This is a genomic window from Serratia plymuthica NBRC 102599 (assembly GCF_001590925.1).
Taxonomy (GTDB): Bacteria; Pseudomonadota; Gammaproteobacteria; order Enterobacterales; family Enterobacteriaceae; genus Serratia; species Serratia plymuthica.
Genome location: NZ_BCTU01000008.1, coordinates 1 through 894, shown reverse-complemented (window position 1 = coordinate 894; position 894 = coordinate 1). Strand labels below are relative to the sequence as shown.

The following is an 894-nucleotide window of genomic DNA, read 5'->3' as shown; positions in this document are numbered from 1 at the left end:
TCGCCAAAAATCTCTCTCAGCTTGGCGAGATGCACGCTAACCGAGGGCTGCGAGAAATTAAGGCGTTGCGCCGCTCGCGTCACATTATGTTCGGCGAGTAAGGCATCCAGCGTCACCAGCAAATTGAGATCCAGCCGTCTGAGATTAGTCATGGTAATACCTGGAATGTTAGAAATTCATTTCTACTATACCGGACAAAAACCTACCCTGCTCTTATCTTGCAACGGAGGTCTACCATGAATGTTCTTCTCGTCTACGCGCACCCAGAACCGCAGTCGTTGAACGGTTCGCTGAGGGATTTTTCAATCAAGCGGTTGGAGGATGCCGGGCATACCGTTCAGGTATCCGATCTTTACGCCATGCAGTGGAAAGCCGTGCTGGACGCGGATGACAGCACAGCAACACAAACGGGCGAGCGGTTCGATCCTGTACGCGATTCCCTACGTGCATTTGCCGATGGGCTGCAAAGCAAAGACATTGAACTCGAACAGCAAAAGCTGCTGTGGGCCGATGCGGTGATCCTGCAATTCCCGCTGTGGTGGTTCTCGATGCCGGCGATCCTCAAAGGTTGGGTTGAGCGGGTTTACGCCTACGGTTTCGCCTATGGCGTGGGGGAACACTCCGATACCCACTGGGGCGATCGTTATGGTGAAGGCACGCTGGCCGGCAAGCGCGCCATGCTGATGGTCACCGCCGGTGGTTGGGAAACGCATTACGGCCCGCGGGGCATCAACGGACCTATGGATGATATTTTATTCCCGATCCAGCATGGGATTTTGCATTACCCCGGTTTTGACGTACTGCCGCCGTTCGTGATCTACCGAACCGACAAGATAGACCCGGCGCGATTTGCCGTGGCCTGTGAGGTACTCGGGCAACGTTTGGACAGCCTGT

Annotated in this window: 2 protein-coding genes; one reads left to right on the top strand and one right to left on the bottom strand. The window is 54.9% G+C overall.

What is annotated here, in order from left to right; translation table 11 throughout:
* Positions 1 to 152: LysR family transcriptional regulator (locus tag SPL01S_RS24420; protein ID WP_155729005.1), on the bottom strand; the 152-nt coding region annotated here is incomplete at its 3' end.
* Positions 153 to 236: 84 nt separating this feature from the next.
* On the opposite strand from SPL01S_RS24420, the gene SPL01S_RS06155 reads away from it, so the two are divergent.
* On the top strand, positions 237 to 894 hold a 658-nt coding region (locus tag SPL01S_RS06155), incomplete at its 3' end, for an NAD(P)H-dependent oxidoreductase (protein ID WP_063198248.1).